Source organism: Pseudomonas sp. GW821-FHT01E05, from assembly GCF_059422425.1.
The window spans coordinates 58,573-83,893 of sequence record NZ_JBWKWW010000014.1; the positions used below are offsets into that span (position 1 = coordinate 58,573).

Sequence of the window (25,321 nt, forward strand, 5' to 3'; positions counted from 1 at the left end):
CCCTCCCTTTTTTTGTTGCCTGCCACCATGCACTGTCCCTTCTGCGGTGCCAACGACACCAAGGTCATCGACTCGCGTCTGGTCGCCGAGGGCGAGCAGGTGCGCCGCCGGCGTGAATGCCTGGCCTGCGGTGAGCGTTTCACCACCTTCGAAACCGCCGAACTGGTGTTGCCGCGCCTGATCAAAACCGACGGCAGCCGTCAGCCGTTCGACGAAGAAAAACTTCGTGCCGGTATGCAGCGCGCCCTGGAAAAACGTCCGGTGAGCGTCGAGCGCCTGGAAGCTGCGCTGGCGCACATCAAGCACAAACTGCGGGCGACCGGTGAACGAGAGGTCAAGTCACTGGTGGTCGGTGAGTTGGTGATGGCCGAGCTGCAAAAGCTCGATGAAGTCGCCTACATTCGTTTCGCCTCGGTGTATCGACGTTTTCAGGATCTCAACGAGTTCCGCGAAGAAATCGATCGCCTGGCCCGTGAGCCAGCCAAAGAATGACTATGTCCTCTGAACAAGCCGTCCTCGACGCCCACTACATGGCTCGGGCCCTGGAGCTGGCGCGCAAAGGCCTTTACACCACCCATCCCAATCCTCGAGTCGGTTGTGTGATTGTGCGTGACGGGCAGATTGTCGGTGAAGGCTGGCATGTGCGCGCCGGCGAGCCCCATGCCGAAGTCCATGCGTTGCGTGCCGCCGGTGAGAGCGCCCGGGGCGCTACCGCCTACGTGACCCTCGAACCGTGCAGTCATCATGGGCGCACGCCGCCGTGCGCCGATGCGTTGGTGAGTGCCGGTGTGGCGCGGGTCGTTGCCGCCATGCAGGACCCGAATCCAGAGGTCGCTGGCCGTGGCATGCAGCGTCTGGCGCAGGCGGGCATCGCAATCCATAGCGGCGTGCTTGAAGGTGAAGCGCGAGCCATCAATCAAGGCTTCCTCAAACGCATGGAACAGGGTCTGCCGTTCGTGCGGGTCAAACTGGCCATGAGTCTGGACGGTCGCACCGCCATGGCCAGTGGCGAAAGCCAATGGATCACCGGCCCGGACGCACGTTGCGCGGTGCAGCGCCTGCGCGCCCAGGCCAGCGTGGTGCTGACCGGCGCCGACACGGTATTGGCTGACGGCGCCCGGCTGACAGTGCGCGCTGACGAACTGGGGCTGGATGCCGAGCAGACTGCGCTGGCGCTTTCCCGACCACCCTTGCGCGTGCTGATCGATGGTCGTCTGCGGGTGCCTCTCGACGCACCGTTCTTCAAGGCCGGCCCGGCGCTGGTCGCCACCTGTGTCGCGGTGGAAGAACAGTATGCCAGTGGCCCGGAATGCCTGATCGTGCCCGGCTCCGATGGTCAGGTTGATCTGCGCAAGCTGCTGATCGAACTGGCTGCCCGTGGTGTCAACGAGGTGCTGGTGGAAGCCGGTCCGCGTCTGGCGGGGGCTTTCGCTCAGCAAGGCCTGGTGGACGAATATCAAATCTTCGTCGCGGGCAAGTTTCTCGGCTCGTCGGCGCGGCCATTGCTGGACTGGCCGCTGGAGCTGATGAGTGAGGCGCCGTTGCTGAAAATCATTGAAATGCGCGCCGTGGGCGATGACTGGCGAGTCACTGCCATTCCTCTGCCACCAGCGAGCGTATAATTCTCGGCTTTCGCTAAGCGTCGGCCCTGTTCTCGAGGAGGACTCCATGTTTACCGGCATCATCGAATCTATCGGCAGTATCCGCGCGTTGACCCCAAAAGGCGGCGACGTGCGGGTTTATGTAGAGACTGGCAAGCTTGATCTGGCTGACGTCAAACTCGGCGACAGCATCGCGGTCAACGGCGTTTGCCTGACTGCGGTGGAGCTTCCGGGCGACGGTTTCTGGGCGGACGTCAGCCGCGAAACCCTCGACTGCACGGCGTTCAACGAGCTGAAAAGCGGCAGCCGGGTCAACCTGGAAAAGGCCCTGACTCCGACCACTCGTTTGGGCGGGCATCTGGTCAGCGGTCACGTCGACGGTGTCGGCGAAGTGATTGCCCGGGAAGAAAATGCCCGGGCCATCCAGTTCCGCATCCGTGCGCCAAAAGATCTGGCCAGGTACATCGCCCACAAAGGCTCGATCACCGTCGACGGCACCAGCCTGACGGTGAACGCGGTCAATGGTGCCGAATTCGAACTGACCATTGTCCCGCACACGCTGGCTGAAACCATCATGGCCGACTACCGGCCGGGTCGGCAGGTCAACCTTGAAGTCGACTTGCTGGCACGTTATCTGGAACGCCTGTTGCTCGGCGACAAGGCTGCAGAGCCTAGCGCTGGCAACATTACCGAAAGCTTTCTGGCCGCCAACGGCTATCTCAAATCCTGACTCAAGGGGGTGCCGCGTGGCGCTCAATAGCATCGAAGAACTGGTCGAAGACATCCGCCTAGGCAAGATGGTCATCCTGATGGATGACGAAGATCGCGAGAATGAAGGCGACCTGATCATGGCCGCCGAGTGCTGCCTGCCTGAGCACATCAACTTCATGGCCAAGCATGCCCGCGGCCTGATCTGCATGCCGATGAGCCGCGAGCGCTGCGAACTGCTCAAACTGCCGTTGATGGCGCCGCGCAACGGTTCCGGTTTTGGCACCAAGTTCACCGTCTCGATTGAAGCTGCTGAAGGCGTCACCACCGGTATTTCCGCTGCTGACCGTGCGCGCACCGTTCAAGCCGCCGCCGCCAAAGACGCCAAGGCCGAAGATATCGTCAGTCCGGGTCACATCTTCCCGCTGATGGCCCAGGCTGGCGGTACGCTGGCACGCGCCGGCCACACCGAAGCCGCCTGCGATCTGGCACGGATGGCCGGTTTTGAGCCGAGCGGAGTGATCTGCGAAGTGATGAACGACGACGGCACCATGTCCCGTCGTGCCGAGCTGGAAGCTTTTGCTGTCGAACACAACATCAAGATCGGTACCATCGCCGACCTGATTCACTACCGGATGATCCACGAACGTACCGTTCAGCGGATTGCCGAGCAGCCATTGGACAGCGAACTGGGCCAGTTCAATCTGGTGACCTATCGTGATTCGGTGGAGGGCGATGTGCACATGGCGCTGACCCTGGGCACCATTTGCGCAGAAGAACCGACCCTGGTTCGCGTCCATAACATGGACCCGCTGCGCGACCTGCTGATGGTCAAGCAACCTGGCCGCTGGAGCCTGCGCGCGGCCATGGCCGCGGTGGCCGAGGCGGGCAGCGGTGTGGTGCTGTTGCTCGGTCACCCGCTCGATGGTGATGTATTGCTGGCGCACATCCGCGAAACCGCCGACCACACTGCGGTGAAGAAACCGACCACCTACAGTATCGTCGGTGCCGGTTCGCAGATCCTGCGTGACCTCGGTGTGCGCAAAATGCGCCTGATGAGTGCGCCGATGAAATTTAATGCGATATCCGGTTTCGATCTGGAAGTTGTAGAATACGTGCCCTCCGAATAAAGACCGGCTGTTCCGGCCTTTGATTCGCGGTTCAAATATCACTAAAGAGCGCGTACCGAACGCGCTCTGGCTCTTTAAGAGATTTGTCGAATGACCCTGAAGACCATCGAAGGTACCTTCATCGCCCCCAAAGGCCGCTATGCCCTGGTGGTCGGCCGCTTCAACAGCTTCGTCGTCGAAAGCCTGGTGAGCGGTGCTGTTGATGCCCTGGTTCGCCATGGCGTGAGCGAAAGCGACATCACCATCATCCGTGCTCCTGGCGCATTCGAAATTCCGCTGGTTGCGCAGAAAGTCGCTCAACAAAGCGAGTACGCGGCGATCATCGCCCTGGGCGCGGTCATTCGTGGCGGCACTCCGCACTTCGAATACGTGGCTGGCGAATGCACCAAGGGCCTGGCCCAGGTGTCCATGGAGTTCGGCGTGCCGGTTGCCTTTGGCGTGCTGACCGTCGACTCGATCGAGCAAGCCATTGAGCGTTCCGGCACCAAAGCCGGCAACAAAGGTGCCGAAGCTGCCTTGTCCGCTCTGGAAATGGTCAGCCTGCTGGCGCAGTTGGAGGCCAAGTGATTAGCGACGAAAGCGATCGTTTCAACCCGCGCGATCCGAAACCTGCGGACGCTGGCAAGCCATCCAAGAGCGTCAAGCGTCGCGAAGCCCGTCAGCTCGCGACTCAGGCGCTATACCAATGGCACATGGCCAAAACTTCGCTGAACGAGATCGAAGCGCAGTTCCGGGTCGATAACGATTTCAGTGATGTCGATGCCGCCTACTTCCACGACATCCTGCATGGCGTGCCGGCGCACAAGACCGAGATCGATTCTGCCCTCGCTCCGTGCCTGGACATCACTATCGATGAGCTCGATCCGGTTGAACTGGCGGTCCTGCGCCTGTCCACCTGGGAGCTGCTCAAGCGCGTCGACGTTCCGTACCGCGTTGTGATCAACGAAGGGATCGAACTGGCCAAGGTCTACGGTTCCACCGACGGTCACAAGTTCGTCAACGGCGTACTCGACAAGCTGGCCCCGCGTCTGCGTGAAGCTGAAGTGAAGGCGTTCAAGCGCTGATTCGCGCTTGCAGTGTCCTGTCTTGCCAATACGTTCCTTTTTGGCGCGTGGCTGTTGTTGCCAGACAAGGCGCCGCGACAAGTCATAGCCCGCTATGGCGAGGAGCGACAACGCAGTATGGCGACAGCAGACGCCGCCCAAAAGGAACAGTATTGGTGAGACAGGACACAACGCCATGGGCGAGTTTGAGCTGATCCGTCATTACTTCGCTGCCGCGCCTTGTGCGCAGGGCGGCGTTGGCGTTGCTTTGGGGATCGGCGATGATTGCGCCTTGCTGACTGTTCCCGCTGGGGAACAGTTGGCTATCTCCACCGACACCCTGGTTGCCGGTGTCCATTTCGCAGACCCCTGCGACCCTTTTCTGCTCGGTCAGCGTTCGCTGGCGGTGGCGGTCAGTGACCTGGCAGCCATGGGCGCAACACCCCTCGCATTTACCCTTGCCCTGACCTTGCCGACGGATGCTGCCGATTGGCTGCAAGCCTTTGCCCGTGGTTTGAACGCCATGGCGCAAAGCTGCGGTGTGCGTCTGGTGGGCGGCGACACAACGCGCGGTCCGCTGTGCCTGACCATGACCGTGTTCGGCCGTGTGCCAACGGGTTTGGCCCTGACCCGCAGTGGTGCGCAACCGGGTGATCTGCTGTGTGTTGGCGGCGAACTGGGTAACGCGGCGGGCGCTTTACCGCTGGTGCTGGGCCAGCGCACTGCGGAACCTGCGATCGCCGAGCCGTTGCTGGCGCACTACTGGTCGCCACAACCGCAGTTGGCGTTGGGTCAGGCATTGCGTGGCAAGGCGACTTCGGCGCTGGATATCTCGGACGGTCTGTTGGCCGATTGCGGGCATATTGCCGCTGCTTCAGCTGTCAGTTTGCTGATCGAAAGCGAAAAGCTGCCGCTGTCCAAGGCGCTGCTGGCGTTTCTCGGCGAGAATGACGCCCGGGCGGCAGCCCTCAGCGGTGGCGACGATTACGTGCTGGCCTTTACCTTGCCGCCCGCCGAGCTGTCGCAGTTGTTGGCGGACGGCTGGCCGGTGCATGTGGTCGGTCGCGTCGTGGTCGGGCAGGGCGTCACGCTTTTGACTGCAGACGGACAAGACATCACCCCGGACACCCGGGGTTATCAACATTTTCGGGAGACCCCGTGACAGATCATCCCAAGCAGGTCCCGGCAGAGTCTGTGCCGCCTTCGGTCTGGCGTAATCCCTGGCATTTCCTGGCGTTCGGCTTCGGTTCGGGCACCCTGCCAAAAGCGCCCGGCACCTGGGGCTCGTTGGTTGCGCTACCCTTTATCCCGCTGTGGCAGATGTTGCCCGGCTGGGGTTACTGGCTGATGCTCGGCATCACCACGCTGTTTGGCTTTTGGCTGTGCGGCAAGGTGGCGGACGATCTGCGGGTACACGACCACGAAGGCATCGTCTGGGACGAAATGGTCGGGATGTGGATAACCCTGTGGCTGGTGCCGCAAGGTTGGTACTGGTTGTTGGCGGGCTTCCTGATATTCCGCTTCTTCGACATTCTCAAGCCATGGCCGATCAGCTGGATCGACCGGCATGTGCACGGGGGCGTCGGGATCATGCTCGACGACGTTCTGGCGGGTGTGTTTGCCTGGTTGGCCATGCGAGGGCTGGTATGGTATTTCGCCTGAGGGACCAAGGATGAGTGGTCGCTGGCTGTTGATACTGCTTTGCGTATTGTCGTGCGCTGCGGTACGGGCGAGTGAATTGCCCACGACACCCGCCCAGATTCGTCTGGCCAGTGAAGAATGGAGCGACTACACCGCCGCCGACGGCCATGGTCTGGCCTGGGATGTGCTGCGGGCAGTCTTCGAGCCGGCTGCCGTTACGCTGCAGATCCGCACGGTGCCTTACACACGCTCGGTCGGACTGGTGCAGCGCGGTGAGGTGGATGCCTGGGTCGGCTCTTACCGAGATGAAGTCGGTGGCGTGCTCTATCCCCGTTGGCACTACGACTATGACCATATTTACGCACTGGGTCTGGCCAGCAGCCCGGCGCCAACCGTGGCCACGCTGGGGAACTCTCGCCTGCTCTGGGTACGGGGTTACCAGTATCAAAAATACTTTCCCAACATCCATAACTTCAATGAAGTCCAGCGTCGTAACGGGGTTTTGCCGATGCTGTTGCACGACCGTGCCGATTACTACATCGATGCGTTGACCGAGGTTGATTTCGTGCTCGGTGGGGCGCAGAACCCAGCGCAGTTCCGGCGAACGCATCTGGCCGAACTACCGGTTTTTCTGGGATTCGCCAACAACCCTCGGGGGCGGGCGCTGCTGGCGCTGTTCGATCAGCGCATGGGGTCGTTGGTGAAAAGTGGTCAGTTGCGACCGATCTTCGAACGCTGGAAACAACCTTACCCGTTCGAAAAAATGTAGCAGCTGGTGTTTGCTTGGCTTTACGGGGTAGAGATCAAACTTCTTGATCTTTATGGCCGATAATTCAGCCTAAGCGTCGGCAGGAACCTGCTGTTACAATGCCGCCTCTGCGAATCTCCAGTCCTCATACAGATCAGGAGCACACGGTGCCCGTCGTTTTCGTCGCTGCTTCCAAGCTGCCAACCCCTTTTGCGCAATTCACCATGCATGGCTTTCTCGATGAGGCCACTGGTCGCGAGCACGTTGTGCTCAGTCTGGGTGAGGTCGCCGATGGCTCACCGGTACTCGGCCGGTTGCACTCCGAATGCCTGACCGGCGATGCCTTGTTCAGCCAGCGTTGCGACTGCGGCTCGCAACTCGAGGCCGCCTTGCAGGCGATCGCCCGTGAAGGCCGCGGTGTGTTGCTGTATTTGCGTCAGGAAGGTCGTGGCATTGGCTTGCTGAACAAGATCCGCGCTTATGAGTTGCAGGACGGCGGCGCCGACACTGTTGAAGCCAACGAGCGTCTGGGCTTTGCTGCAGACCAGCGCGACTATGCCATCTGCCTGCCAATGCTTGAGCATCTGGGTGTGAAATCCTTGCGCCTGATGACCAACAACCCGCGCAAGGTCAAAGCACTGACCGAGATGGGCATCGTGGTCGCCGAGCGCGTCCCGCTGCACACTGGCCACAACCCGCACAACAAACTCTACCTGGCCACCAAAGCCAGCAAGCTCGATCATATGATGGGCAACGAGCACCAGGGCGAGGCTGATCGGGCGTGACCCGCGGTCAAGTACGGCGGCGATTGGCCGTCAACTGGTGGCAGTATCTGGCGCTGGCCTTGCTGCCGCTGTTGGTGATCAATGCGGTGTTCGGTCAGACCGAGGCCGTGTTACCGGTTCTGGCGATGCCGTTCTTTATCGCGGGCATGGCGTCGATGTTCGTCAGTCTGCGTTTCTTCGGTGGCTATAAACACGCCTTGATCGCCACCCAGAAAGCGCTCGATACGCCTGAAGAGCCTGCTGCCTGGGTTGCTTTGGCTGCCAAACGCCGTGCAGCGTTCCTGGCCGCCGGGCTACCGGCCTGGGTCGGTGCGCTGGCGGTGTTTGTCGGCCTCGAAGCCGTGCCGTTGATTCTGCTGGCGCTGTCCACGACGGTGCTGTTCTACCTCTACCGTATTCCGCGTCAGCTCGGTTGATGCGTGGGTGGCTGGCGGTTCTGCTGCTGGCCATCGGTGGCTCGGCGGCGGCCGTGGAGCGGGTGGTCAGCCTCGCACCGTCTCTCTCTGAAATTGTCGTTGAGCTGGGTTCTGCCGATCTGCTGGTCGGCGTGCTCGATGCCGGTGAGCGTCCGTCTGAGTTGAACGCCGTGCCCTCGGTCGGGCGTTATGGTCAATTGGACATGGAGCGCCTGCTCAGTCTCAAGCCTGATTTGCTGTTGCTCTGGCCCGGCAGTGTCGGCCCGACGCAGCGTGAGCAACTCAAGCGCTTGAATATCCCCACCTATGTTGCCGACCCCCACAACCTTGAACAGCTCATCACACAGATAGACGCGATTGCCGGGCAACTCGGTCGGCCAGAGAGTGGCCGAACGCTGGCCGCAGACTTGCGCAGACAACTGGCGAATCTGCGCCAGCGCTATCGACGGGACGAGCCGTTGCAGGTGTTCTATCAGGTCTGGGATCAGCCGCTGTACACCGTTGGCGGCGGGCAGATCATCAGCGATGCGCTGGGAGTCTGCGGTGCACACAATGTGTTTTCCAACCTGAATTTACCGGCGCCGCAGGTCAATCTGGAGTCAGTATTGCAGCGCAATCCCGAGGTTATCCTGGCCGGTAGCCAGGCGCAGCTCGATGCCTGGAAAGCCTGGCCGCAGGTGAGGGCGGTGGCGCATGGGCAATTGCTGCTGGTGACGGATAAAGGGCTGGAACGGCCGAGTGGGCAGATGATTGCGGCTACGGCCAGGTTGTGTGAATTGATAGCGCCAGATCGCTGAGACCGAGGTGTATTCATCGCGGGCAAGTCGGATCGCCGCGATGGCGTCAGAGCTGGCAACAAAACTTTTGGCTAGATCTGCGGTGTCCAGGTCACGCCAAACATCCATGCCCGACCTTCTTCCCGATAACCATAGTTATTCCCGTCAAAGCTGTAGAGCGCACGGCTGTATGCCTCGTCCAGCAGGTTGTCGACCTTGAGCTCCAGCTGGATCTGGCGATTCAGAGCCCAACTGCTGCGCAAACCGAATAAGGCATAACCGCCTAACGGATCCTGGTTGTCCTCGTCGTCGTAGCTGCTGCTCACTGCTTGCCAGCTTGCTCCAAGGCTGAACCGATCGAATTGCCGATCCAGGTCCAGGCTCAAGGTGCGTCGGGCGCGGCGGCTCAGGGTGTGGCCGCTGTCGCGGTCTCGCGGGTCGATGATCGCCAGCCCGAGGTTGCTCTGCCAGCCGAACAGCTCTTGTTTGAGCGCGGCTTCGAAGCCATTGATCCGTGCCGAAGCGACGTTTTCCGGGCGAGAGTTTTTGCCGAAGATGATCGCGTCTTCAAGATCGGTTCGGTAGAGCGAGGCTTCCAGGCGGCTGGTCTCGCTCAACTGGCTGCGCCATTGCAGCTCGTAGCTTTTCGAGGTCTCGGGTTTGAGGTTCGGGTTGCTGAAATCGGGGTAGTACAGGTCGTTGAACGTCGGCGCGCGGAAGCCTTCGCTGTAGGTCAGCAGCACATCGTTGTCCGGGTTCAGCGGTAGGGTGAAGGTGCCGCTCCAGCTGTTCTGGCCGCCAAACTGCTGGTTCTGGTCGCGGCGCAGGCCCAGTTCAGTGGAGAAGCTTTTAGCCTGGAAACGGTGCTGAATAAAGGCTGCACGGTTCCAGCGGCTGTCTTCGTCGAATGCGGTGCTGCTGTTGATCCGGTCTTCGTACCAGTCGGCGCCGAGGATCAGGCTGTTGCTGTCGTCGAGCGTCAGGTCATTCTGCCAGTTGAGAGAATCGCGATAGGTGTTGAACACGCTGCGCTCGTCACTGAGTTTGTCAAAGGTCCTCTCGCGGTTTTCGCTGTGGCCCAGTTCCAGCCGAGACTCCCACAGATCATTGATGCGCGCATCAACATAACTGCTGACGCTGTTCACTGTGAAATCGCTGTAAGGCTGTTGGCTGACGGTCTGGAGTGTATTCGTGTCGAAGCGGCCAAACGGGCTGTCGAACTCGCTTTTGCCACGGTTATCCAGCAGGTTCAGGCCCACGTCGAGGTCATCGCTTAAGGAATGGCCAAGGCTCAAACTCAGGGAGTTGTTGCGATACTCGTCGTGGTTGCTGTCGCTGGGGAAGGACTTATGGGTGCGATTGATCCCGGCGGTTTCATCGAGGCTGGCACCGAGGTTGAAGCGGGTTTGTTCATCGCCGCCGGACAACCCCAGGCTGCGCTCCCAGGTCCGGTTGCTGCCAAATCCCAGGTGCAGACGCGGCTGCAGGCCCTGTTCGGCGCCGCGCCGGGTGAAAATATGAATCACCCCGCCAATGGCGTCGCTGCCGTAGATCACCGAGCGTGAACCGCGCAGGACTTCCACGCGCTCGATCTGATCGATATTCAGGTGTTGCAGATTGCTGTCACAGGAGGTCGAGCTGCCGATGCGCTGGCCGTCCACCAGCACCAGACTCTGCGCCGACTTGGCGCCGCGGATGTATATCCCCGGCAGGCTGCCACGCCCGCCTGCTTGCGCGACCTGCACGCCCGGCACACGGCTGAGCAGGTCAGTGACGCTGCTCGGTTGCAAACGGTCGATGTCTTCGCGGGTAAATACGGTATTGGCGGCGCTGCTGTCGTTGCGGGCTTCGACCTGGCGATTGGCGCTGATCAGCACGTCCGGCAGTTTCAGGGCTTGTTCACGTTCGAAGGTCTCAGCCAAAAGCTGTCCGGCAGGCCAAAGGGTCAACGTCAAGGCGAGGCGGGGGAGGTTCATGGGCAATCCATTGGCGTTTTGAAACGGATACAAATTCGAGGGGGGACGAAAAACCAATGTGGGAGCGAGCTTGCTCGCGATAGCGTTGTGTCAGTCGACGTTTATGTTGACTGTCAGTCCGCTATCGCGAGCAAGCTCGCTCCCACAGGGTTCTGCATGATTCCAGAGGTTTAGAGGCCCAGCAGCTGCAAGCGCTGACGTACGGACTCTTCGATACCCGCTTCGTCCAGGCCACACTCGGCGAGCATTTGCGCAGGTTTTGCATGCTCGACATAAGCGTCCGGCAAGCCCAGATGCAGCATGGACTTGAGGATATTCTCTTGGGCGAGAAATTCGCTGACCGCACCACCGGCGCCGCCCATGATCGCGTTTTCTTCGATGGTCACCAGCAGCTTGTGAGTGTTGGCAATTTCCCGAACCAAGGCTTCGTCCAATGGCTTGACGAAACGCATGTCGACTACCGTCGCATCGAGTTTGTCCGCGACTTTCAGTGCTGCGGCCAGTTGCACACCGAACACCAGCAGAGCGACGTTGCTGCCCTGACGGCGAATCACGCCTTTGCCAATCTCAATCGGTTCGAGGTTTTTCTCGATGGGCGCATTCGGGCCGGTGCCGCGCGGGTAACGCACAGCGGCCGGGCCGTTGTAGAGGTGTCCGGTGCTGAGCATTTTGCGCAGTTCGTTCTCGTCGCTCGGGGTCATCACCAGCATGCCGGGGATGCAGCGCAGGAACGACAGGTCGAAACTGCCGGCGTGGGTCGGACCGTCTTCGCCCACCAGGCCAGCGCGGTCGATGGCGAACAGCACGTCGAGGTTCTGTACCGCAACATCATGCACAAGCTGGTCGTAACCGCGTTGCAGGAAGGTCGAATAGATCGCCACCACCGGTTTTGCGCCTTCGCAGGCCATACCGGCGGCGAAGGTCACGGCGTGCTGCTCGGCAATCGCCACGTCGAAATAGCGCAGCGGGAAACGCTCGCTGAAGGCCACCAGGTCGGAGCCTTCCTTCATCGCCGGCGTGATCCCGACCAGGCGCGGATCGGCGGCGGCCATGTCACACAGCCACTCACCGAACACGCTGGAATACTTCGGCCCGCCGGCTTTCTTCGGCGCAGCGGCCGGGGCATCCAGGGGGTCGAGTTTGGTGATGGCGTGATAGCCGATCGGGTCGACTTCCGCCGGGGCGAAGCCTTTACCTTTCTTGGTGACTACGTGCAGGAACTGCGGGCCCTTGAGGTCACGCATGTTGCGCAGGGTAGCGATCAGCGTCGGCAGGTCGTGTCCGTCGATCGGGCCGATGTAGTTCCAGCCCAGCTCTTCGAAGAGTGTGCCGGGAACCAACATGCCTTTTGCGTATTCTTCGGTACGACGGGCAATCTCCCAGGCGCCGGGCAGACGCGAGAGCACTTTCTTGCTGCCTTCACGCATGCTTGCGTAAGTACGGCTGGAAAGGATCTTCGCCAGATAATTCGACAGCCCGCCGACGTTGCGCGAGATCGACATGTCGTTGTCGTTGAGGATCACCAGCATGTTGGCGTCAACTTCCGGCGCGTGGTTCAGCGCCTCGAAAGCCATGCCCGCGGTCAATGCGCCGTCGCCGATGACTGCGATAGCCTTGCGATCGCTGTTTTGCAAGCGGGCGGCAATCGCCATGCCCAGCGCTGCACTGATCGAGGTGCTGGAGTGACCGACGCCAAAGGTGTCGTACTCGCTCTCGGAACGGCGCGGGAAGGCCGCGATGCCGTCCTTCTGGCGCAGGGTGCTCATGCGCTCACGACGGCCGGTGAGGATCTTGTGCGGATAAGCCTGATGGCCCACGTCCCACACCAGCCGGTCGTCCGGGGTGTCGAAGACATAGTGCAGCGCAACGGTCAGCTCGATGACGCCAAGGCCGGCACCGAAATGTCCGCCCGTCTGGCCGACCGTATAGAGCAGCTCCTGGCGCAACTCATCGGCCAGGGTTTCGAGCTCGGCTTCACCTAACCGGCGCAGGCCGGCCGGCGTATCGGCACGGTCGAGCAGGGGCGTGGTTGGGCGTTTGCGGGGAATCTCATGAAACGTCGTGGGCATCAGGCGAATCGTTATAGGTATAGAAAGAGGCGGCAGTTTACCTTATGCATCGCAAGCTGCCCACGCAGAGCTTGGAAGTTGGCCGATATGCAGTCAAACAACGCGGCCGATTCAGCTGCGCCGCTCGACTATATAGCGCGCCAGGTCCCGCAACGGCTCGGCCGCCGCGTCAAACGGTCGCAGGGCGTGCAAGGCTTGATCGCGAAGTTCCAGGGCATAGGCTTTGGCCGCTTCAAGGCCGAGCAGGGCCGGATAAGTCGGTTTGTCCCGGGCGATATCGGCGCCCTGGCGTTTGCCAAGTGTCGCGGTATCGCTTTCGACGTCGAGGATGTCGTCCTGCACCTGAAACGCCAAACCGATGGCCTGTGCGTACGTCTGCAAGGATTTCAGTTCGGCTTTTTCGGCACGGCCACTGGCCAATGCGCCCAGCTTGACGCTGGCTTCGATCAGCGCGCCGGTCTTGTGCCGATGCATGTATTCCAGCGCCGCTTGATCGAGCTTGAGGCCGACCGAACCGAGGTCGATGGCCTGGCCGCCGACCATGCCCGCCGGGCCTGCCGCCAATGCCAGGGTGCTGACCATGCTCAAACGGGTTTCGGCATCCGAGGCGCTCAGGCGTGGGTCGAGCAAGGCACTGAACGCCAGGCTTTGCAGGCCGTCACCGGCAAGAATCGCACAGGCTTCATCGAACGCTTTGTGAGTAGTAGGCTGGCCGCGACGCAGATCGTCATCGTCCATTGCCGGCAAATCGTCATGCACCAGCGAGTACGCGTGTATCAATTCCACCGCACAGGCCGCGCCGTTGGCTTGCTCGGGCGCACCGCCAAGGGCTTCGCAGGCTGCGTAAGCAAGCAGCGGGCGTACACGTTTGCCGCCGTTCATCACGCTGTAGCGCATGGCTGCGTAAAGACGCGACAGCTCAGGGCCTGGAGCGACGAACAGGATTTCCAGCGCAGCATTGACGCGGGCCTGGCTGCTGGCCTGATACGCGGCAATCATTCTGGCTGTTCCGCGTCGAAGGGTTCCTCGGTCAGCTCCCCGTCGCGTTCGAGCAACACCTGAACCTTCTGCTCGGCCTGGGCCAGAGCAGCCTGGCAATCGCGGGTCAGGCCGATGCCTTGTTCGAAGGCAGTCAACGAGTCTTCCAGCGACAGCTCGCCGTTCTCCAGACGCTCGACCAGTGTTTGCAGGTCAGCGAGGGATTGTTCGAAATCTAAGGCAGCTTTTTTGCGGGCCATGGCGGCTATCCCGGTTGACGTTAAACCGGCGCGACACTAGCAGACATAGGGGGTTGGGGCAAATCTGAGGGGTGACCCCGCCGGGTCAGGTTTCAGTGTCTCCCGAGTAATTGACCTGATATCGGGTGCTGCGACCACCGCCGGGCAGACGAACCAGGCAGCCTTTGTCCAAAAGATCGGTCAGATGACGGGTGGCAGTGGCTTTGGAGACCTTTGCTACCGCTTGGTACTGGGCCGCGCTGATGCCTTCCTCAAAACCGTTCTCACCACCATCGAGCAGGCGATTGAGTACTTTGACTCGTTCTGAAGACAGGATCTGCTGTCGATGCAGCTGCCAGAAACGAGCCTTGCCAAGCACCCGACCGATACGAGCCATCGCCTGTTGAAGGCTTTTCAATAGTGAGCCGAATAGAGGGCTTATTCGGCTCATTTTGTGAGCCGTTTGTGTGGGGGTTTAGCTCAGGGTCTAGTGTTTTGCTGCAACGCTACTCATTGAATTCCGAGGGGCGCGAACCAAAGTGCCTCGTCGGCCAACTTGGGCAGCAGGCTGCGTAATCGATGGCATTGGAGAAATTGCCAGGCAACGGCTGTTCAGATGAGTTATTCACAAATAAATCCCCTTTTCCCCTGCTTGGCGATGCGGCGTTCCAGATCCCCTTGGGCTGGCTCTCGGACAAATCTGGCGTGCGGCGTACTTTCGCTGATCATCGGGGTGTGCCTGCCGTGGCTGATGAACTACCCACTTCTGCTCTGGCCTGGTGGTTCTCGGGGCGATCGCCGGTGGGGTCTATACCCTGGCGATCATCCTGATTGGACAAGGTTTCAAGGGCGCGGACCTGGTGACGGCCAATGCCAGCGCAGGTTTTTTGTGGGGCGTGGGCAGCTTGCTCGGGCCTTTGATCAGCGGCGCGGCGATGTCTACCAGTACTCATGGTCTGCCGTTGGCGCTATCGGCTGCGGCGGCGCTGTTCAGGAGGGAGGTTCAGGTCAAAGTGCTTGACTGACAGAATGCTGCTTTTGGAATTGGGGGGCACGCCTGGGTGGCGAAAAACGTAAGACATTAAAAAGCCGGCTTGTGGCCGGCTTCTCGGGGACTGGCTTGGCTTATTTTTGGTAAGCCGCGCCAGCCTTCAAAACGTACATCCAGATCTGGCGTCTGGCTGTGGGACTTGGCGAGAAAATTATCTGCCGCGTCGGGCAATCTGGCCGTTGGAAACGGTCGATGCGCAAATGTGGGGCGCAGCATACTGATTTTTTTGAAGAATTCCCAGCCCAAAGGGCGATCCAGGGTGATCGCGTACTCGGTTACCGGGCCAGGAGCTATTTGAAAGGTACCGGTGGGCGGCGTTTGTGGAGTGTCGACCACCAGAATACCCAGCCCAGTATCTGAATGTTTTGCGCCTCAATTTGCTCGGCGCTGAACACTTCGTCCGGGTATTCGGCGCTGTTGTGGCTGCGCAGGCGCAAGGCCCCGGCGGGGAGGCGGTGGACGTATCTCAGCCGGAGCATGCCGTCGTGTTCGAGGGCGTAGATCTCGCCATCCACTATGTGGGTCAGGCCTCGGTCGATGGCGAGGATGGAGCCGTCCTGGATCTTTTCCGCCATGCTGTTGCCGATCATCGGTGCGCAGATGGCTTGGGCGGGATCAACGTCCAGGATTTCCAGGTGACGTCGCGGCAAGCGCACGCTCTGCCCGGGTATTTCAATGACCTGTGTTTCGCTGGAACCTGGAGCGGTGGACGCTTCTTTATAAAACGGGATTTCTACGTCTGCCAACTGCGCATTCACACTATAGGTGCAGTGAGTTTCCGCTGATTCAAAAGTGTTGCTTGAGGTATCGGCAAGTTGCAGGCGATTGGGGTATTTCGGACCTTCGCCGGTTCGCAGCCATTTGCTGTTGACGGATAACAACGCCGCAATCTCATCCATTCGGTAAGACGGTACTCCGCGGTTGTACCAGTTGTTCACGTGCTGCGGCTCTACGTTGCAGAACGCAGCAAATTCCGAGGATTTGATGTTCACCTCTTTAAGGAGCGCTTTAAAGCGAGAGCCGCATGTCGTTTTCATGGGTACGGAGTTTACGGATGAGCGCCACGTGTTCAAATAAACAAGTAGTTCAATTTGTGAGGGTAAAAATTGCTGAATGCAGGATGTTTTTAGCGTTGTTTAAACCTTATTAAACAGGTCTGTCTATTTGTTAAGCCGTTCGCTTGATTTGTGTTTGTCCAGACATGAAAAACCCCGGATAACCGGGGTTTTTTGAAACCGTCAGTGGCGATCAGCCAATGCCGTCTCAGCCTTTATAGGCAGCAACCGACTTCATGATCGCGGCGCGGGCGGCGTCTGCGCCGTCCCAGCCTTCGATCTTCACCCATTTGCCTTTTTCGAGGTCCTTGTAGTTCGCGAAGAAGTGCTCGATCTGCTGAATCAGCAGCGGTGGCAGGTCGGTGTATTCCTTCACGTCCACGTACAGCTGGGACAGCTTGTCGTGTGGAACGGCGATGACTTTGGCATCACCGCCGCCGTCGTCGGTCATGTTCAGGATGCCGACTGGACGTGCACGGATCACCGAGCCTGGAGCAACCGGGTAAGGGGTTACCACCAGCACGTCGAGGGGATCACCGTCGTCCGCCAGGGTGTTCGGGATGTAACCGTAGTTGGCCGGGTAGAACATTGGGGTGGCCATGAAACGGTCAACGAACAGGCAATCGCTGTCTTTGTCGATTTCGTATTTGATCGGCGCGTGGTTGGCCGGAATCTCGATCGCGACGTAGATGTCGTTCGGCAGGTCTTTGCCAGCCGGAATCTTGCTGTAGCTCATTGGGCGGTGCCCCCGTAAGTGGCCAAATGACTTGGCCGGATTGACCAAAAAGTGGCGGCGATTATAGGCATATTCCGCCATCAACGCCACGTACCAGAGGTCGCGTAGACCTTAGTCGTATGTCTGGTAAGCCGGATGTGTGGCTTGCAGTTGCTTGAGCCTGGCCAGCGGGTCCTGACGGTAAAACAACTGTAGTTGCTGATAGACCTGTGGGTAAGCCTGGTGCAGCAAATCCGGGGCGCTGAAGAAGTATTCGCTGGTGACGGCGAAAAATTCGGCCGGATTTTCCGCTGCATATGGGTCGATGACGGAGTCTACGTGCGGGTGGCGATCCAGTTGGCGATTGAGGTCGTCGTAGGCGTGTTGCATCACCTTCGCCCAGTCACTGACGCGCATGTCGCTGTGCAGCGGCGGCAGGCCGTTGGCGTCGCCGTTGAGCATGTCGAGTTTGTGCGCCAGTTCGTGGATCACCAGGTTGTAGCCTTCCCAGCCACCACTGGCCATCACGCCCGGCCAGGCCAGAATGATCGGCCCCTGTTGCCAGGCTTCACCGCTGTGCTCGCCGTCCCACTCATGGACGACGCCACTGGCATCGCGATGACGCTGCGGGCTGAGGAAGTCGTCGGGGTAAAGCACGATTTCGTGAAAACCCTGATACCAATTCAGATCGCCCAGATGCAGCAGCGGTAATTGCGCCTGTGCGGCGAGCAGCAGGCGTTGCTCTTGGTGAAGTTCAACACCCGACAACGTGGTCAGGTGCTTGTCTTGCAGGAACAACACGCTGGACTCGCGCAGCCATTGGTCTTCGGCGCCGCTCAAACCATCGAGAAAGCTCAGGTGCTGACGCACCCGCTGCCACATTTCAGGGGCAACGGGATGTTTGGCCAATGTGCGCCGCCGGCGCCAGGCGCTGAGCGACCACATGGACGTTCAGCGTGATTCGGCTTTTGAGGTCGAACGGTTGAGGCGGTTGCGTACGACACTGATGATCATCGGCAGCAGTGACAGCAAGATAATTGCGACGACCAGCAGCGAAAGGTTCTTCTTGATGAATGGCACGTTGCCGAAGAAATAGCCCAGGGTGACCAGCCCGCCGACCCAAAGAATGGTGCCGGCAACGCTGAAAGAGACGAATCGCGAGTAAGGCATTTTGGCGACGCCGGCGACGAACGGAGCGAAGGTCCGAATGATCGGCAGGAAGCGCGCCAGAGTCACGGTCTTGCCGCCGTGCTTATCGTAGAAGTCGTGGGTTTGCTGCAGATAGTCGCGGCGGAAGATTTTCGAGTTCGGGTTGCTGAACAAGCGTTCGCCGGCTGTTCGACCAATCACGTAATTGGTGCTGTCACCGAGGATCGCCGCCAGCATTAGCAGTCCGCCCAGCAGCACCGGGTCCATACCGCCACCAGCGGCTACGGCGCCGGCGATGAACAGCAGCGAATCGCCCGGCAGAAACGGTGTGACCACCAGACCGGTTTCGCAGAAGATCACCATAAACAGGATGGCGTATATCCATGACCCGTAGTTGGTTACCAGCAAATCGAGATAGACATCGAGATGCAGAATCAGGTCGAGCGGGTTGAAATCCATGGATGGCACCTGTGGTGATGGCCCGACTCAGCAGGCCTGTGCGAGGCTTTGGGCAATGAGACTACAGGAAGGTGTAGTTTTTCTTACGGCCCGGGAAGGTCGGCATTATACGATTTCAGATGTGAATTGCGTGTTGAGTTTGTAGCGGGGAATGTCGAGGATGCAACGCGGACTTCCGGGCATTTGACTATTTACCGTGGCGAGGGGCCTGCCGCCGCCAGTCGGTCCGCGCTCGGGCAAAACAATCGTAAAACCGGAACACGGGTTCTGACCGAGCGAATTCATTGTCTGACTTCAGGACCGCTTCGCGGACGAGCGCGCCCCGGTCCAGCGGGAGCAAGCTCCCTCGCCACAGGGCTTGCGTTTCAATCTTCGCTGATGGGCAGTATGTAGTTCTTGAACTCGGTGTCTTCGCGAAAACCGATGGATTCGTAGGTTTTCTGCGCCACTTCGTTGTTGCTGCTGGTGGAGACCCGCATGCGTACGGCATGGGTTTCCTTGGCCATTTTTTTTGCGGTGCGGATCAGGTTATCGGCCACCAGTTGTCGGCGGGCGTCTTCGGCGACATAAATGTCGTTGAGGATCCACACACGTTTTAGCGAGAGGGAAGAGAAGCTCGGATACAACTGACAGAAACCCAGCAACTTGCTGTTGTCTTCATCGGACAGGGCCAGGTAGATCACCGATTCCTTGCGCCGCAGACGTTTTTCAAGAAAGGCACGGGAGGAGTCGGGAAACGGTAGCGAGCCATAGAACTCGCGATATTTGACGAACAGTGGGGTCAGCAGGTCCAGATGTTCCAGGGTCGCTTGAGTAATCCGCATGATAAGCCTCAACTTCAAGTGGGTAGACGGCAAACAGGGCATTACTCGGGCAGCCGTGGTTCGATGCTGCCTAAGGCCTGTAAAAAGCGCAATCAGGATGCCGTCAATTACACCTGTTTTGGAAGTAGGAAGTTGCCATTTGAGTGTACGGCTGCGTCCGAATCCAATGTATGAACTTGTGCTTCGTCCTTTAAATTAACCCCCGACAGCTGCCGGCGACAGGCCTCACGCATCAAATACAGCAAGCGATGGGCGGCCATTCCATAACTTAACCCTTCCAGCCGGACATTGGAGATGCAATTTCGGTAGGCGTCAGTCAGGCCGATCTTGGGATTATAGGTGAAGTACAGACCGAGACTGTCCGGCGAGCTGAGGCCCGGGCGTTCACCGATCAGAATGACCACCATTTTTGCACCCAGCAGTTCACCGATTTCATCGGCCACCGCGACCCGGCCCTGTTCCACCAGCATCACGGGAGACAACGACCAACCTTCGGCCACGGCCTGCTCCTCCAAGCGCGCCAGAAACGGCAGGGTATGCCGATGCACGGCCAGCGCCGAGAGGCCATCAGCCACTACCACGGCCAGATCCACGCCACCGGGGTGTTCCACCGCATAATCTTGCAGCTTTTGTGCCGACTCGTTGCTCAGTCGTCGGCCGAGGTCGGGACGTTGCAGATAGCTGTTGCGATCGGTGGCGGCACTGTGGAGCAACAAGCTGTCGCGCCCGCGTTCGGCCAGTTGCGTGCTGAGCCCGGCATGATCGAAGGGCAGATGCACCGCATCGCGGGCCTGGGCGTGGGCGTATTGGAAGTCCAGTTGCGCACCGGTCGGCAGGCTGGTGCCGGTGCGGCCGAGGGCGATCCGTGCCGGGGTCAGGCGACGCAGTTCCAGCCACGGATTCTGGCTATCGGTAGGCGGTTTATCCATCACTCGATCACTCATCCCAGTTGCGCCATAGCCTGGCGGAAGGCTGGCGGCAGGCTGTTGCCGAAATGCACCTTGCCATCAGCCTGAGTAAAGATGCCCATGTGCGCCAGCCATCGCTCGAATTCCGGTGCCGGCTTCAGGCCCAGGGTCTGCCGGGCATAGAGCGCGTCGTGGAACGAGGTGGTCTGGTAGTTGAGCATGATGTCGTCGGAGCCGGGGATACCCATGATGAAGTTGATCCCGGCCACGCCGAGCAAGGTCAGCAGGGTGTCCATGTCGTCCTGGTCGGCTTCGGCATGGTTGGTGTAGCAGATGTCGCAACCCATTGGCACGCCCAGCAGCTTGCCGCAGAAGTGATCTTCCAGCCCGGCGCGGATGATCTGCTTACCGTTATAGAGGTATTCCGGGCCGATGAAGCCGACCACGGTGTTCACCAGAAACGGTTTAAAATGCCGTGCCACGGCATAGGCGCGGGTTTCGCAGGTTTGCTGGTCGATACCATGGTGGGCGTTGGCTGACAGGGCGCTGCCCTGGCCGGTCTCGAAATACATCAGGTTCTGTCCCAGCGTCCCGCGGTTCAGGCTCAAACCGGCGTCGTAGCCTTCCTGCAAGACATTCAGATTGATCCCGAAACTGGCGTTGGCCGCTTCGGTGCCGGCAATCGACTGGAACACCAGATCCAGCGGCACGCCACGGTTGATCGCCTCGATGGAGGTGGTGACGTGGGTCAGCACGCAGGCCTGGGTGGGGATTTCGTAACGCTGAATGATCGCGTCGAGCATTTCCAGCATGGTGCAGATCGAGGCGATGCTGTCGGTGGCCGGGTTGATGCCGATCATTGCGTCACCGTTACCGTAGAGCAGGCCGTCGAGGATGCTTGCGGCGATCCCGGCCGGCGCGTCGGTCGGGTGGTTGGGTTGCAGGCGGGTGGACAGGCGCCCGCGCAGGCCCATGGTGCCGCGAAACTGGGTCACGACGCGGATCTTCTGCGCCACCAGCACCAGATCCTGCACGCGCATGATCTTCGATACGGCGGCGGCCATTTCCGGGGTCAGGCCCGGCGCCAGGGCGCGCAGGCTGTGTTCGTCGGCCGCGTCGCTGAGCAGCCAATCGCGAAAGCCGCCGACGGTGAGGTGGCTGACCACGGCAAAAGCTGCGCTATTGTGGCTGTCGATGATCAGTCGGGTGACTTCATCGCTTTCATAAGGGATCAGCACTTCTTCGAGAAAATGCTTGAGCGGGATGTCAGCAAGGGCCATCTGCGCAGCGACCCGTTCGCCATCGTTGAGGGCGGCGACGCCGGCCAGAAAGTCCCCGGAGCGCGCCGGGCTGGCCTTGGCCATGACTTCTTTGAGGCTGTCGAAGCGGTAGGTCTGGGCGCCGACGGTATGGGCAAATGCGGCCATGGGCGGTGTCCTCCTGATTTCTGTGAAGTGTTCTCTGTAGGAGCGAGCTTGCTCGCGATTGCGGCCTGTCAGTCAACATTGATGTTGAATGTGACGGCCTCATCGCGAGCAAGCTCGCTCCTACATAGGGCATGCGCCGGGGATCCGCCCGGCGCAGGTGCATCTTAGATTCCTGTCAGCATGGCGTCAGCCGGGGCGTCGGAACGTTGTTTGGCGGTCAGCTGGAAGTAAATGAAGCCTGCCGCCATGAAACCCAGGAAGATCAAACCGATCAGCGTGTTGAACCAGGCCATCGCCACCAGACACACCACCGCCAGGAACAGCGCGATCGCCGGGACCACCGGATAGCCCGGCGCACGGAAAGTACGCTCCAGCAGCGGCTCGGTTTTACGCAGTTTGAACAGGCTGAGCATACTGATGATGTACATCACGATGGCGCCGAACACCGACATGGTGATCATCGCCGCAGTCAGGGTCATGCCTTGCAGGTTGACCAGGCCATCACTGTAGATCGCCGCGATGCCGATCACGCCGCCAGCCAGAATCGCCCGGTGGGGGGTTTGGAAGCGGTTGAGCTTAGCCAGCCCTGCGGGCAAGTAACCGGCACGGGCCAGGGCGAAGAATTGCCGCGAGTAGCCGAGGATGATGCCATGGAAACTCGCCACCAGACCGAACAGACCGATCCACACCAACATGTGCATCCAGCTGGAGTTGTTGCCGACCACGGCTTTCATCGCCTGAGGCAGCGGATCGTTGATGTTCGACAGTTGGCGCCAATCGCCCACGCCGCCGGCCATCACCATTACGCCAATCGCCAGGAACACCAGGGTCAGAATGCCGCTGACGTAGGCCCGTGGAATGGTGCGTTTCGGGTCCTTGGCTTCTTCGGCAGCCATGGCCGCGCCTTCGATGGCCAGGAAGAACCAGATGGCGAAGGGGATCGCGGCAAAGATGCCGGGGATCGAGGCAGCACTGAATTCGCTGGAACCGGACCAGCCATTAAGCACGAAGTTGCTGAAGCTGAAGCCCGGCGCGACTACGCCCATGAACACCAGTAGCTCGGCCACCGCCAGAACGGTCACCACCAGTTCGAAGGTCGCGGCAATGCTGACGCCAAGGATGTTCAGGCCCATGAACACGAAGTAGGCGCCGACCGCGGCTACTTTCGGGTCCAGATCCGGGTATTGCACGTTCAAGTAGGCGCCGATGGCCATGGCGATAGCCGGTGGCGCAAAGACGAACTCGATCAGCGTGGCGATCCCGGCGATCAATCCGCCTTTTTCGCCAAACGCCCGACGGCTATAGGCAAACGGTCCGCCAGCATGGGGAATGGCGGTGGTCAATTCGGTGAAGCTGAAGATGAAGCAGGTGTACATCGTCGCCACCATTAACGCGGTGACGAGAAAGCCCAGTGTGCCGGCCGTACCCCAGCCGTAGCTCCAGCCGAAGTACTCGCCGGAAATCACCAGACCAACGGCAATGCCCCATAAATGCAGGGTGCCGAGTGTGGGTTTGAGCTGTGTGGTAGAAGTCATAAGTCCTCTCTGTATTTTTATTGTTGATCTGTTGGACTTTCAGTAGCGGTTGTTTGAGTCAGGGGACGCTGTTCACGCAGCGGCTTATCTGTAGAACAGGCACGCAATGCCCGTGCCAGAGCGGCAGGGCGATGTTCGTTGTGTCAATGGAGGCGCCATCGCTGGCAAGCCAGGCTCCTACTGATACGACCTGATCCTGTAGGAGCGAGGCTTGCCCGCGATAGCCGTTACGCGAAGTCGCGCCGGGTTAGAAGAAGCCCAGCGGATTGATGTCGTAGCTCACCAACAGGTTTTTGGTCTGTTGGTAGTGGTCGAGCATCATTTTGTGGGTTTCACGACCGACACCGGATTTTTTGTAGCCGCCGAACGCGGCGTGAGCCGGGTACAGGTGGTAGCAGTTGGTCCAGACGCGGCCGGCTTTGATCGCCCGGCCCATGCGGTACGCGCGGTTGATGTCGCGAGTCCAGAGGCCGGCGCCAAGGCCGAACTCGGTGTCATTGGCAATCGCCAGGGCTTCGGCTTCGTCCTTGAAGGTGGTGATGCTCACCACCGGGCCAAAGATTTCTTCCTGGAACACGCGCATTTTGTTGGTGCCCTTGAGCAGGGTCGGCTGGATGTAGTAACCGCTGGCCAGATTGCCTTCGAGTTTTTCCACCTTGCCGCCGGTCAGCAGCTGGGCGCCTTCGCCCTTGGCGATTTCCAGGTAGGACAGGATCTTGTCGAATTGCTGTTCGGACGCCTGAGCGCCGACCATGGTGTCGGTGTCCAGTGGGTCGCCGCGCTTGATCTGTTCGACTTTTTTCATCACTACTTTCATGAAGTCGTCGTAGATCGACTCTTGCACCAGTGCCCGAGATGGGCAGGTGCAGACTTCGCCCTGGTTGAAGAACGCCAGCACCAGGCCTTCGGCCGCTTTCTCGATGAAGGTCGGTTCGGCTTGCATGATGTCGGCGAAGAAGATGTTCGGCGACTTGCCGCCCAGTTCAACAGTCGACGGAATGATGTTTTCGGCCGCGCATTTCATGATGTGCGAGCCGACCGGGGTGGAGCCTGTGAAGGCGATCTTGGCGATGCGTTTGCTGGTGGCCAGCGCTTCGCCCGCTTCTTTGCCGAAACCTTGCACCACGTTGAGCACGCCCGGTGGTAGCAAATCGCCGATCAGCTCCATCAGCACGGTAATGCCCAGCGGGGTTTGCTCGGCAGGTTTGAGCACCACGCAGTTACCGGCAGCCAGGGCCGGGGCGAGTTTCCAGGCGGCCATCAGGATCGGGAAGTTCCACGGGATGATCTGCCCGACCACGCCCAGTGGTTCATGAATGTGATATGCCACGGTGTTGCCATCGATCTCCGCGGCGCTGCCTTCCTGAGCCCGCAGGCAACCGGCGAAGTAACGGAAGTGGTCAGCGGCCAGCGGGATGTCGGCGTTCAGGGTTTCGCGCACGGCTTTGCCGTTGTCCCAGGTTTCGGTGACGGCCAGCAGTTCGAGGTTCTGTTCGATACGGTCGGCAATTTTCAGCAGGACCAGCGAACGGGCCTGAGCCGAAGTACTGCCCCAGGCCGCAGCGGCAGCGTGGGCGGCGTCCAGCGCTTTGTCGATATCTTCGGCGGTGGAGCGCGGGAATTCTGCGATAGGTTGGCCGTTTACCGGCGAGGTATTGGTGAAGTATTGACCTTTGACAGGCGCGACGAATTCGCCACCGATGTAATTACCGTATTTGCTTTTGAACGAAACGATAGCGCCTTCAGTACCGGGGTGAGCGTAACGCATGATGGGTATCTCCTTGGCTTTTGTGCTTATAAGGGAGGACGCGCTGTTGCGCTGCATAAGCGTAGAGCAAAGGTCGGGCCAGTGCTTTGCAGGCCAGGTAAATCAAGGGGGGACGGGTTTTTCAGGGGCTGGCGGAACAAAGCTTGTGACAGAGGCGGTACAGGTCTTGTGACAGTTTGTACCGCTTGTGGCACAACCTGAGACTTGCCCGTCAGGCCGGCATTGCAATACTCGCGGCGCTGGAGGATGCTCGGCCTCACGCGATTGCCTTGCTTCGCCTTTGTAGCCGCAGCCTACGGCAGCTACTACGGGAACGAACC

26 protein-coding genes and 2 pseudogenes are annotated in these 25,321 nt (G+C 60.0%); 13 read left to right on the forward strand and 15 right to left on the reverse strand.

Annotated features, from left to right (window positions below; all coding sequences use genetic code 11):
- Nucleotides 1-27: 27 nt before the first annotated feature.
- From nrdR to AC07W5_RS25810, 12 genes are all read left to right on the forward strand, one after another.
- On the forward strand, nt 28-492 hold the full coding sequence (nrdR, locus tag AC07W5_RS25755) for a transcriptional regulator NrdR (protein ID WP_489375050.1): 465 nt from the start codon (nt 28-30) through the stop codon (nt 490-492).
- Nucleotides 489-1,622 carry a bifunctional diaminohydroxyphosphoribosylaminopyrimidine deaminase/5-amino-6-(5-phosphoribosylamino)uracil reductase RibD gene (ribD, locus tag AC07W5_RS25760; protein WP_494994991.1) on the forward strand — a complete coding sequence of 378 codons (1,134 nt, stop codon included), beginning with the start codon at nt 489-491 and terminating at the stop codon, nt 1,620-1,622. The genes nrdR and ribD overlap by 4 nt, the downstream gene beginning before the upstream one ends.
- 46 nt (nt 1,623-1,668) lie before the next feature.
- The gene (locus tag AC07W5_RS25765; protein WP_494994992.1) at nt 1,669-2,331 is read left to right on the forward strand and encodes a riboflavin synthase; all 663 of its coding nucleotides are present in this window, start codon (nt 1,669-1,671) and stop codon (nt 2,329-2,331) included.
- 16 nt (nt 2,332-2,347) lie between these two features.
- Nucleotides 2,348-3,439: a bifunctional 3,4-dihydroxy-2-butanone-4-phosphate synthase/GTP cyclohydrolase II gene (gene ribBA, locus AC07W5_RS25770; protein WP_494994993.1), complete on the forward strand. Its 1,092-nt coding sequence runs from the start codon at nt 2,348-2,350 to the stop codon at nt 3,437-3,439.
- Between the two features lie 90 nt (nt 3,440-3,529).
- Nucleotides 3,530-4,006, forward strand: coding sequence for a 6,7-dimethyl-8-ribityllumazine synthase (ribH, locus tag AC07W5_RS25775; protein ID WP_028944446.1), 477 nt, complete (start codon nt 3,530-3,532; stop codon nt 4,004-4,006).
- Nucleotides 4,003-4,503 (forward strand): transcription antitermination factor NusB, encoded by a 501-nt coding sequence (nusB, locus tag AC07W5_RS25780; RefSeq protein WP_489073749.1) that lies wholly within the window; start codon nt 4,003-4,005, stop codon nt 4,501-4,503. Before ribH ends, nusB begins: the two co-directional genes overlap by 4 nt.
- A gap of 175 nt (nt 4,504-4,678) precedes the next feature.
- Nucleotides 4,679-5,644 carry a thiamine-phosphate kinase gene (gene thiL, locus AC07W5_RS25785; protein WP_495024543.1) on the forward strand — a complete coding sequence of 322 codons (966 nt, stop codon included), beginning with the start codon at nt 4,679-4,681 and terminating at the stop codon, nt 5,642-5,644.
- Complete coding sequence (locus AC07W5_RS25790; protein WP_494994995.1) at nt 5,641-6,144, forward strand: phosphatidylglycerophosphatase A family protein; 504 nt, start codon at nt 5,641-5,643, stop codon at nt 6,142-6,144. Before thiL ends, AC07W5_RS25790 begins: the two co-directional genes overlap by 4 nt.
- A gap of 10 nt (nt 6,145-6,154) precedes the next feature.
- Nucleotides 6,155-6,892 carry a substrate-binding periplasmic protein gene (locus AC07W5_RS25795; RefSeq protein WP_495024544.1) on the forward strand — a complete coding sequence of 246 codons (738 nt, stop codon included), beginning with the start codon at nt 6,155-6,157 and terminating at the stop codon, nt 6,890-6,892.
- A gap of 146 nt (nt 6,893-7,038) precedes the next feature.
- On the forward strand, nt 7,039-7,656 hold the full coding sequence (ribA, locus tag AC07W5_RS25800; protein WP_494994997.1) for a GTP cyclohydrolase II: 618 nt from the start codon (nt 7,039-7,041) through the stop codon (nt 7,654-7,656).
- A complete protein-coding gene (locus tag AC07W5_RS25805) occupies nt 7,653-8,072 on the forward strand; it encodes an MFS transporter (RefSeq protein ID WP_495024545.1) in 420 nt (139 codons plus the stop codon). The genes ribA and AC07W5_RS25805 overlap by 4 nt, the downstream gene beginning before the upstream one ends.
- Nucleotides 8,072-8,869: a cobalamin-binding protein gene (locus AC07W5_RS25810; protein ID WP_495024546.1), complete on the forward strand. Its 798-nt coding sequence runs from the start codon at nt 8,072-8,074 to the stop codon at nt 8,867-8,869. Before AC07W5_RS25805 ends, AC07W5_RS25810 begins: the two co-directional genes overlap by 1 nt.
- Nucleotides 8,870-8,940: 71 nt before the next feature.
- Here the strand turns inward: AC07W5_RS25810 and AC07W5_RS25815 are convergent, their stop codons facing one another.
- The 5 genes and pseudogenes from AC07W5_RS25815 to AC07W5_RS25835 form a co-directional block, all read right to left on the reverse strand.
- Nucleotides 8,941-10,824, reverse strand: a complete 1,884-nt coding sequence (locus AC07W5_RS25815) for a TonB-dependent receptor domain-containing protein (RefSeq protein ID WP_495024547.1) — start codon at nt 10,822-10,824, stop codon at nt 8,941-8,943.
- A gap of 170 nt (nt 10,825-10,994) precedes the next feature.
- On the reverse strand, nt 10,995-12,893 hold the full coding sequence (gene dxs, locus AC07W5_RS25820; RefSeq protein ID WP_495024548.1) for a 1-deoxy-D-xylulose-5-phosphate synthase: 1,899 nt from the start codon (nt 12,891-12,893) through the stop codon (nt 10,995-10,997).
- A 111-nt stretch (nt 12,894-13,004) separates the two neighbouring features.
- The gene (gene ispA, locus AC07W5_RS25825) at nt 13,005-13,892 is read right to left on the reverse strand and encodes a (2E,6E)-farnesyl diphosphate synthase (protein ID WP_494995002.1); all 888 of its coding nucleotides are present in this window, start codon (nt 13,890-13,892) and stop codon (nt 13,005-13,007) included.
- The gene (locus tag AC07W5_RS25830) at nt 13,889-14,131 is read right to left on the reverse strand and encodes an exodeoxyribonuclease VII small subunit (protein WP_419116615.1); all 243 of its coding nucleotides are present in this window, start codon (nt 14,129-14,131) and stop codon (nt 13,889-13,891) included. The genes ispA and AC07W5_RS25830 overlap by 4 nt, the downstream gene beginning before the upstream one ends.
- A gap of 85 nt (nt 14,132-14,216) precedes the next feature.
- Nucleotides 14,217-14,534, reverse strand: a pseudogene (locus AC07W5_RS25835) (DUF4172 domain-containing protein); the annotation flags it as partial.
- 230 nt (nt 14,535-14,764) lie between these two features.
- Between AC07W5_RS25835 and AC07W5_RS25840 the strand changes: the two are divergent.
- Nucleotides 14,765-15,135: pseudogene (locus tag AC07W5_RS25840) on the forward strand (MFS transporter); the annotation flags it as partial.
- A gap of 56 nt (nt 15,136-15,191) precedes the next feature.
- Here the strand turns inward: AC07W5_RS25840 and AC07W5_RS25845 are convergent.
- The 10 genes from AC07W5_RS25845 to exaC form a co-directional block, all read right to left on the reverse strand.
- Nucleotides 15,192-15,407, reverse strand: coding sequence for a hypothetical protein (locus AC07W5_RS25845; RefSeq protein WP_495024549.1), 216 nt, complete (start codon nt 15,405-15,407; stop codon nt 15,192-15,194).
- Between the two features lie 44 nt (nt 15,408-15,451).
- On the reverse strand, nt 15,452-16,198 hold the full coding sequence (locus AC07W5_RS25850) for a S24 family peptidase (RefSeq protein ID WP_494995082.1): 747 nt from the start codon (nt 16,196-16,198) through the stop codon (nt 15,452-15,454).
- Between the two features lie 226 nt (nt 16,199-16,424).
- Nucleotides 16,425-16,952 (reverse strand): inorganic diphosphatase, encoded by a 528-nt coding sequence (ppa, locus tag AC07W5_RS25855; RefSeq protein WP_123423475.1) that lies wholly within the window; start codon nt 16,950-16,952, stop codon nt 16,425-16,427.
- A gap of 111 nt (nt 16,953-17,063) precedes the next feature.
- The gene (locus AC07W5_RS25860; RefSeq protein ID WP_495024550.1) at nt 17,064-17,876 is read right to left on the reverse strand and encodes a M90 family metallopeptidase; all 813 of its coding nucleotides are present in this window, start codon (nt 17,874-17,876) and stop codon (nt 17,064-17,066) included.
- A 6-nt stretch (nt 17,877-17,882) separates the two neighbouring features.
- A complete protein-coding gene (locus AC07W5_RS25865; RefSeq protein WP_494995005.1) occupies nt 17,883-18,539 on the reverse strand; it encodes a DedA family protein in 657 nt (218 codons plus the stop codon).
- A 365-nt stretch (nt 18,540-18,904) separates the two neighbouring features.
- Nucleotides 18,905-19,363 carry a GNAT family N-acetyltransferase gene (locus AC07W5_RS25870; RefSeq protein ID WP_494995006.1) on the reverse strand — a complete coding sequence of 153 codons (459 nt, stop codon included), beginning with the start codon at nt 19,361-19,363 and terminating at the stop codon, nt 18,905-18,907.
- 107 nt (nt 19,364-19,470) lie between these two features.
- The gene (eutC, locus tag AC07W5_RS25875; protein WP_495024551.1) at nt 19,471-20,292 is read right to left on the reverse strand and encodes an ethanolamine ammonia-lyase subunit EutC; all 822 of its coding nucleotides are present in this window, start codon (nt 20,290-20,292) and stop codon (nt 19,471-19,473) included.
- Between the two features lie 11 nt (nt 20,293-20,303).
- Entirely contained in the window at nt 20,304-21,698 is a 1,395-nt protein-coding gene (locus AC07W5_RS25880; RefSeq protein WP_494995007.1) for an ethanolamine ammonia-lyase subunit EutB, read from the reverse strand.
- Nucleotides 21,699-21,862: 164 nt separating this feature from the next.
- On the reverse strand, nt 21,863-23,233 hold the full coding sequence (gene eat, locus AC07W5_RS25885; RefSeq protein ID WP_494995008.1) for an ethanolamine permease: 1,371 nt from the start codon (nt 23,231-23,233) through the stop codon (nt 21,863-21,865).
- A 247-nt stretch (nt 23,234-23,480) separates the two neighbouring features.
- Complete coding sequence (gene exaC / locus AC07W5_RS25890; RefSeq protein WP_494995009.1) at nt 23,481-25,001, reverse strand: acetaldehyde dehydrogenase ExaC; 1,521 nt, start codon at nt 24,999-25,001, stop codon at nt 23,481-23,483.
- Nucleotides 25,002-25,321 lie beyond the last annotated feature (320 nt).

Coding starts and splice junctions, on each gene's coding strand:
- ribD (WP_494994991.1), top strand. CDS start 489: ATGACTATGTCCTCTGAACAAGCCGTCCTCGACGCCCACTACATGGCT.
- AC07W5_RS25765 (WP_494994992.1), top strand. CDS start 1,669: ATGTTTACCGGCATCATCGAATCTATCGGCAGTATCCGCGCGTTGACC.
- ribH (WP_028944446.1), top strand. CDS start 3,530: ATGACCCTGAAGACCATCGAAGGTACCTTCATCGCCCCCAAAGGCCGC.
- eat (WP_494995008.1), bottom strand. CDS start 23,233: ATGACTTCTACCACACAGCTCAAACCCACACTCGGCACCCTGCATTTA.
- AC07W5_RS25865 (WP_494995005.1), bottom strand. CDS start 18,539: ATGGATTTCAACCCGCTCGACCTGATTCTGCATCTCGATGTCTATCTC.
- AC07W5_RS25870 (WP_494995006.1), bottom strand. CDS start 19,363: ATGCGGATTACTCAAGCGACCCTGGAACATCTGGACCTGCTGACCCCA.
- AC07W5_RS25860 (WP_495024550.1), bottom strand. CDS start 17,876: ATGTGGTCGCTCAGCGCCTGGCGCCGGCGGCGCACATTGGCCAAACAT.
- AC07W5_RS25795 (WP_495024544.1), top strand. CDS start 6,155: ATGAGTGGTCGCTGGCTGTTGATACTGCTTTGCGTATTGTCGTGCGCT.
- eutC (WP_495024551.1), bottom strand. CDS start 20,292: ATGGATAAACCGCCTACCGATAGCCAGAATCCGTGGCTGGAACTGCGT.
- AC07W5_RS25880 (WP_494995007.1), bottom strand. CDS start 21,698: ATGGCCGCATTTGCCCATACCGTCGGCGCCCAGACCTACCGCTTCGAC.
- dxs (WP_495024548.1), bottom strand. CDS start 12,893: ATGCCCACGACGTTTCATGAGATTCCCCGCAAACGCCCAACCACGCCC.
- exaC (WP_494995009.1), bottom strand. CDS start 25,001: ATGCGTTACGCTCACCCCGGTACTGAAGGCGCTATCGTTTCGTTCAAA.
- AC07W5_RS25810 (WP_495024546.1), top strand. CDS start 8,072: ATGCGTGGGTGGCTGGCGGTTCTGCTGCTGGCCATCGGTGGCTCGGCG.
- AC07W5_RS25830 (WP_419116615.1), bottom strand. CDS start 14,131: ATGGCCCGCAAAAAAGCTGCCTTAGATTTCGAACAATCCCTCGCTGAC.
- AC07W5_RS25815 (WP_495024547.1), bottom strand. CDS start 10,824: ATGAACCTCCCCCGCCTCGCCTTGACGTTGACCCTTTGGCCTGCCGGA.
- ispA (WP_494995002.1), bottom strand. CDS start 13,892: ATGATTGCCGCGTATCAGGCCAGCAGCCAGGCCCGCGTCAATGCTGCG.
- thiL (WP_495024543.1), top strand. CDS start 4,679: ATGGGCGAGTTTGAGCTGATCCGTCATTACTTCGCTGCCGCGCCTTGT.
- ppa (WP_123423475.1), bottom strand. CDS start 16,952: ATGAGCTACAGCAAGATTCCGGCTGGCAAAGACCTGCCGAACGACATC.
- AC07W5_RS25850 (WP_494995082.1), bottom strand. CDS start 16,198: ATGAAAACGACATGCGGCTCTCGCTTTAAAGCGCTCCTTAAAGAGGTG.
- nrdR (WP_489375050.1), top strand. CDS start 28: ATGCACTGTCCCTTCTGCGGTGCCAACGACACCAAGGTCATCGACTCG.